The sequence below is a fragment of the Nocardia heshunensis genome, assembly GCF_054782115.1.
In genome coordinates this window covers 120,737-127,434 of sequence record NZ_BAAGTC010000026.1, presented here as the reverse complement: position 1 = coordinate 127,434, position 6,698 = coordinate 120,737, and the positions used below count along the sequence as shown (strand labels likewise).

Genomic DNA, 6,698 nt, shown 5'->3' with positions numbered 1-6,698 from the left:
ACAGGTTCCGGACGATCCACTCCGGCTGCCCCGTGTTCGGCGGCAGGTTCGGATCGATCGTGGGCTACCGCCGGGTCGGCAGCGACATCATCGCTGCGAGAACGGTTCTCACCATCGGTCGGCGCGGAGTCGTCGCCGTGAGGCCGCCCCTCGGAGCCTGGCGATTCGTCAGCGGCCTGCGGCAGCGCATCCGGCTCGTGCGGCATCGGATCCTCCGGCCGCGCGCCGCCCTCCTCATGCGCGGGCACCTCACTGCGAGGAGTCNATCTCGCGACGCTTGCTCATCTCGCGACGCTTGCTCATCTCGCGACGCTTGCTCATCTCGCGACGCTTGCTCATCTCGCGACGCCTGCTCGTCTCGGGGCGCAGTCTCATCACGCGGGGCCGTCTCATCACGCGGAGAGGTGCCATCGGGACGCGACTCGGGTTCGTGCGTGCCGTCGACCGGGTGAGCCGAATCCAGCTGTCCGGCGGGGTCTTCGTCGTGCTGCTGCGCAGTGTCCGAACGCGGCTCCGATTCGTCGCGGGGCGAGCCGGATTCATCGGTGGGGTGACTGGAATCCGGGTGCGCCTCGGGCTCGCCGACGAGCCCGGGCTCGTGGGTCGAAGCGCCTTCCGGACCGGCGGGGCGAGACTCGGCTCCGGCCGCACGAGAATCAGCTCCGGGCGCACGAGAGTCAGTGCCCGCCTGCGCGCGAGTCTCCGGCGCGGCCTGGGGACGCGCCTCCGGACCGGACTGTGGGCGGGCGGCTTCCGGACGCGCGACATCGGCGCGCGGGCCGGTGGCATCACCGGCGCGGGCGGGCGATGGACGGGCTTCCGAGACCGCCGGGCGGGGATCGGTGGCGGCCGAGCGGGCCTCGGGAGCCGACCCGCTGTGCTGTGCGGCCGCCGGGCGAGCGTCCGCGCCGGTCCCCGCGGGCGCTGCGGCAGCCGTCACGCCGGGGCGGTCCGCCGCGCCGACGGAGGCACTGGCTGCGGCCGCGGCGCTCGAGGCCGCGGCGACCGGGCTCTCGGTCGGCGTTGCGGACGGGGAAGCGGTGGCGGGCGACTCGTGCGAGCCGGTCGCAGGTGCGGCGGCCGCGGCCGAATCGTGCGGTGCGTCCGATGCGCTCTGCGGCGCAACCGAACCCGTCGATGTGCTGCCGTCCGCTGATGAGTGGGCATCGGACGTCGTCGGGGCGGAACTCTGCCGGGATCCCGAATCCGGGGACGCGGCGGAGGTCGTCTTCGCATCGGCGGCGGGTGCCGAGCCACCGGCGCGGGAATCGGACCCGGCGGGAGCCGATTGGGCCGGGGCGGAGCCCTGGTTGACAGGTCCGGACGACTGCGGAGCGGAGCCGGAATTGTTCGACCCCGGATCGGCGGTGGCGGCAGGGGCGTCGTGCTTTCCCGCCTGCACACCGGAATCAATGCTGCCACCGGTGGTTTCGGGCGTACCGGCGTGCGGCTGTGTCCCATGGGTGTCGCCCGGTGCGGTGGTGTCGGACGGACCGTGGGGCCCGGCCTGCGGAGTACCGGACTGGCCATGGTCACCGCCCGCCGCCGTCTGGTCGCTGTTGGGTGCACCGCGGTCGGCATTACCGCGGCCGTCCGCGCCCATGCCACCGACATCCTGATTCTGCGGATGTGGAGTGCTGCCGTCAGCGGCCGGGTGCGCCCCCGAGCCGGAATCGCCCGCATCACCGGCGGATCCGGCCGGGTGCAGGGTGGAACCGCCGGTATCGGAGCCACCTCCGACGTGGCCGGTATCGGAGCCACCTCCGACATGGCCCGGGTCGGCACCGCCGCCGACATGGCCCGTATCGGCACCGCCGTCGGCGTGGCCGGTGTTGCCGGACCCCGTCATGTCGGGGTGGGAACCGACGTTCGCCAGATCGGTCGGCACACCCGCCTTCCAGCTGGAGACGCGTGGCTCCCAGAAGTTGTGCGAGGCAGTGTGATTCAGACCGGACAGGCCACCGTTCGAGACACCCGCGGTGAGCATGCGCGGGTCGAAATTGGTGAAGGCGTTGCCCATGTTCTTCCAGGCATCACCCCAGCCGTGCTGGTATGCGTCGAGGCCGAACTGTGCGCCCGTTCCCGCAAGGAATCCCGCACCCGCACCGGCCAATCCGGCACTCGTACCGGTAATGGCGGCGGCCAGGTAATGGTTCACGGCGGACTGCTCGAAATGCTCGCCCAGCGCCTTGCCGACCTTGCCGCCCGCGATGCCACCGGCGGCCGAACTCACCGCGGTGACGCCGATCTTGCCCCAGTCCATGCCGCTGCGGTGCCCGGCGGCCACCTGGTAGCCCTCGATACCCGCTTCCTGCAGCACACCGAGTCCGGCGTCCAGCACAAAGTGCCGCACCATGAACTTCGCCAGCGACGAGCCGAGCATTTTGCCGACGTATTCGGCAATGCGTTCGACCGCCTCCTTGCCGATGATGCGCACCGCGATACGGGTGGCCGCCTGCGCCGCCGCCTCCGCGGCCGGGGCGGTCGGCGGGAATATCCAGGCCGCCGCCATTTCGAACGCCAGCATGGCCAGCGAGGAGTAGAACATCAGCTTCGTCGACTCGATCTCGGTGCCGGTGTCGTGCACCGAATCACCGAGCTGCTCGAAGAAGCCCGCCAGATCCAGGATGGAGGTATTGCCGTCCTGTTTCCCGCCGACACCGGCCATCAGATCGAACTGCTTGGCCATTTCGTCGCGGCCGTCACCGTCGACATACGCGGCCAGGGTGGCGGACTTGGCCGCGTCGATACCCGAGACCTGGTTACGCAGGCCGTCGGCCGCGCTCTTCCAGTAGGAGGCCAGGTCCCACATCTGGTCTTCGTTGCCCTGGGGCCACTCGACCCCGACAATCCAGCCCAGCCATTCGAGTTCCGAGGGCAATTCGATGGCCATGATCGGCTACCTCGCCCGGCGCGGTCGTATCACCATCCGGAATCGATGGCCCCGCCCCGCGGCCGCGCCGCATCGGCATTCGCATCCGAATCCCGAAAACCATCGAGACGCTCCGGAGACTTCGGCGGCGCGGTCGACACCACCGGCGCGTCCGGAACCGCGAGTTCCCTACTCAAATCAGGCATTCCGGGCACAAGATCCGCGAGGGTGGGCAGCCGCTTCCGGTTCTGCGAAACCGGTGCCATGACGTCCCGGCTGCGGCGAGCCACCTCCGCGGCGGCCTGCTGCGCGGCCTCGGTGACCGCCCGGGCGATCTCCGCATAGTCGAGATCCTCGATGTCGGAAGAGAACTTGGTCTCGATCACGGTGCCGTCCGCGTTCACCGTGACCGTCACCCGCTTGCGCACCGTCGCCGACGCGGTCAGCGCCGCGCGCTCGTGCTGCAGCTTGGTGATGAGGCGCATCTGTTCGCCGAATCCCTCGAGGATGTCGGCGAGTTCGGCCTTCTGTCGCTCGTTGCTCATTGTCCGGCTGCCTGCTGAAAGGCCTGGCGGTTGGCCTCTTCGGTGGCCTCCAGCTTGTCGGCCGAATCCTTTTGCGACTTCGAGAAATTCGCGAAGGTCCCGGCCATGTTGGTCGCGCCCTTGACGATGTTGTCCTTGCTGGCCAGATAGCCCTGGTCGCCATTAGCGAACTGATTGCCGAGCGAATCGTTGCCCCACGGCGTGCCGAGCGCGTCGGACTGGCCGTTGAAGGTGTTCACCACGCCGTTGATGCCGTCGCGGACTTCGCCGGTCTTCTCCGAGGCCTTCAGCAACAGGTCCCGATAAGACTCCAACCGACCACTCATGACAAGGACCCTTTCAGCCGCTGGCAACTACTCAGTAGCCGGAATATGAACGGAGAGTGCTGATTCGGACGGCACCCTGCACCCGCTCAGGGCATCAGACGAATTCCTCTTGCTCCCCACGCGATTCCATGTGGTCCAGAATGTGGCCGATAGTGCGGTCGACGTGGTCGGCGAACCGACGGGCGTCCACTCCGACGGCGGACTTCACGGGGCTGTCGAGATCTATCAGATACCGACCGTCACCGGGCAGATCCCGCCACAGCAGGGTCGACACCGCTACGCCGCGCGGGCCGTATTTGGAACGGCCCTGCAGAATCTGGATCGCGCCCGTCTGATCCGCGGGCGTCGACAGGAACCGCAGACCGCGGCTGTCCACCGTCTCCTCGAAGGTGTCGAAGGCCGAAGCCCGCGGTGCCTCATAGGGATCCGGCACCGTCGGCTCGCTCGGCAGCTCGATCGCCTGCGTCGACTGACCCGCCTCGGTTTCCGGCAGTTGGGCCACGAGCAAGCGGCCCAGTTCTTCCGGTTCACACTCGATCAACGTCACACCGGTGCTGTGCGCCGTCGTCTCGCCCGGATGGTTGACGAGCACACAGGCGCGGCGACCCCGTCGCGCACCGTGTACCCGAATGTGCTTGTCCGGGTTATCCATATCGGCGTCGTGCCAGCCGTGAACACCCACGAAAACCTCGGGGTTCGCCACCGTTTCGAAGATCGCCCGGAAACCCGGGTCCAGCCGCCGGTCGAGCTGCTCGCCGACCTCGAACAGTTCACGGTAGTAGGTATCGGCATCCGCCGTCCGGCCGAGATAGACCAGCGGCGAGGGCAACGCGCCCTGCCGATACCGATTGCACAGCACCTTGAACTCGACGTCGGTGAACTCCCAGGTCATGCCTCGACCACCGGATTCCCCTCGGCCGCAGTCTCGATGGTGCGGCCGAGACTCCGGATGAAGTCGACCTGCTCGGGCGCGGGATCCGCCGCGGCGGTCACCGTCGCGGTGAGCGGCACGGGCTCCCCCGGCGCCGCCGCGACACCCACCAGCGGCTGCACATGGTCACCATCGAGACCCGCGAAGCCACCGAACAGGTTGGTCAGACCGGCCAACGGCGAATCGGTCACCGCCGCGGCGGGAATGCCCGTCGCCACCCCGACCGTCGGCGGGAGGGCGGCACCGCCCATCGGGACGGTGTCACCCGGCACGCCCGCTGTCGGGGTGGGCGTGGGCGTGGTGTCCCCGGACAGGCCCAGCAGCTGCGAGAGCTGCGCCAGCTTGGTCGGATCCTTCTCGATCGCGGTGAAGGCCGTGGTCAGTTTGTCGTCCGACACCCCGAGCAGATTGGCCAGCGTCGCGGTATCACTGCTGTGGAAAGCGGATTCGAGTTGCTGCAGGATCGTGGGCAACTGGCTGGACAGCGTCGACAACCCGGACGTGGCGCCGCTCATCAACGAACTCAACGCACTGACGATCTGCGACGTACCGTCCGAACCACTGGAGCCGCTGGAACTGCCCGTGCTCTGCGGCACCGACGAAGCCGGAATGGTCGACCCCGGTGTGGTCGAGCCCGGAAGGTTCGCGGCCGGGATGTTCGGATTGGTCCCGGCCGGGTTCTGGCCGTTGGGGTTCGGGCTCGGGATCTCGGGCATCTTGGGCTGAGCGGCCGGTGTACCGCCTCCCGGCGAACTCGGCGTAGCCCCTCCCGGGGAACTGGGCGTGGCACCTCCGGGCGAATTCGGATTCGCGTTGGGATTCGGATTCGCGTTGGGATTCGGGTTCGGGTTGGGATTCGGGTTCGGGTTGGGATTCGGATTCGGGTTAGGGTTCGGATTCGGGTTGGGGTTCGGATTCGGGTTCTGCGGCGGCGCGGCCGGAGCGGGCTTCGGCGTGGGAACGGGGATACCGGGCACCGTGACCGACGTGTTGTCAGCGCCGTTGTAGTAGTGCTTCTCGTACTGGTCCTGCATGTCGCGCAGGTCGCCGTTCTCGTCACAGCTCGACGGCTGCTTCCGCTGCTTCGGCATGGCGTAGTGGGTCTTGAGCATCCACTGGTAGACGTAATGCAGCAGCTCGCCCTGGGCCTTCATATGGTCGACGAGCGGTTGCAGATCGTTGGCGTACTGGACAACTGCCTTCTGCGCGGCATCGGCACCGTCACCCTGCCACGACGACCGCACCGCCTGCACCGAGTTCGTGAACGAGCCGATCTTGTCATCGAGCTTGCCCGCCAGGAACGTCCACAGCTCACCGGCATCCGCCCAGGGGTCCGGCTTCATCGACTGCCCCAGGTCGTACATCATGTCCCACTTCATCGAATCCTTCGGATCCAGATGAATCGAGATCGACAGCTTGCTCTTGTCGATCTTGTACTTATCCAAGTCCTTCGGATAGTCGTCGTGCAGGTTGCGGCCGGGATCACCCCCGCCGCCGTAGCGGCCGGTAGCCCGGGGCGGAGTGTACTTCTTGCCCTGGGGAGCCGTCAGATGCTGATCGATCGGATCGGTCGGCATCGCAGTGTGCTGATATCGGAACGAATCCGCAGAGGCCTGGTCCTGCTTCAGGTACGCCTGCCCGGCGGACTTGAACGTCTCGCCCATATCGGTCACCAGCAGGACATGATTGTCGAGCGCGGTCAGCAGCGCCGTGCCCTGGTCGTTGAGCTCCGATGCCAACAGCTGTCCCGAGGTCCGGTCGCCGATCGCGTCCATTTTGTCGAGATGGCCGTCCGAAGCCATCTTCCGGAAGTACCGAAGTGCGCCAACCAGATCCGCCGCGGCCTGCGCGCAGCTCTCCGCCGCCGCGCCCTCGAACCTCAAACTCCCCGCGTCAGCCTGGTTCTTCAGATCCGGCCAGACTGTGTTGTCTTTGTTGTCAGGTGCCATCGCTAACTACTGTCGCTCCGCCCAGTTCCAACCCGTTTGTGCCAGCACAGCCTACTGTCGTGAACTCCCGGTGGC

5 protein-coding genes are annotated in these 6,698 nt (G+C 67.7%); all 5 read right to left on the bottom strand.

Features of this window, described 5'->3' with window-relative positions; translation table 11 throughout:
* Positions 1-64 precede the first annotated feature (64 nt).
* The 5 genes from ACYVN4_RS40720 to ACYVN4_RS40700 all read right to left on the bottom strand — a co-directional run bounded on the left by ACYVN4_RS40720 (position 65) and on the right by ACYVN4_RS40700 (position 6,623).
* The gene (locus tag ACYVN4_RS40720; RefSeq protein WP_460728843.1) at positions 65-2,893 is read right to left on the bottom strand and encodes a WXG100-like domain-containing protein; all 2,829 of its coding nucleotides are present in this window, start codon (positions 2,891-2,893) and stop codon (positions 65-67) included.
* Positions 2,894-2,922: 29 nt separating this feature from the next.
* A complete protein-coding gene (locus ACYVN4_RS40715) occupies positions 2,923-3,417 on the bottom strand; it encodes a YbaB/EbfC family nucleoid-associated protein (protein ID WP_460728841.1) in 495 nt (164 codons plus the stop codon).
* Positions 3,414-3,743, bottom strand: coding sequence for a hypothetical protein (locus ACYVN4_RS40710; protein WP_460728839.1), 330 nt, complete (start codon positions 3,741-3,743; stop codon positions 3,414-3,416). The genes ACYVN4_RS40715 and ACYVN4_RS40710 overlap by 4 nt, the downstream gene beginning before the upstream one ends.
* A 94-nt stretch (positions 3,744-3,837) precedes the next feature.
* Positions 3,838-4,635 carry an ESX secretion-associated protein EspG gene (locus tag ACYVN4_RS40705; protein WP_460728837.1) on the bottom strand — a complete coding sequence of 266 codons (798 nt, stop codon included), beginning with the start codon at positions 4,633-4,635 and terminating at the stop codon, positions 3,838-3,840.
* Positions 4,632-6,623, bottom strand: a complete 1,992-nt coding sequence (locus ACYVN4_RS40700; RefSeq protein ID WP_460728835.1) for a PPE domain-containing protein — start codon at positions 6,621-6,623, stop codon at positions 4,632-4,634. Before ACYVN4_RS40700 ends, ACYVN4_RS40705 begins: the two co-directional genes overlap by 4 nt.
* Positions 6,624-6,698: the final 75 nt, after the last annotated feature.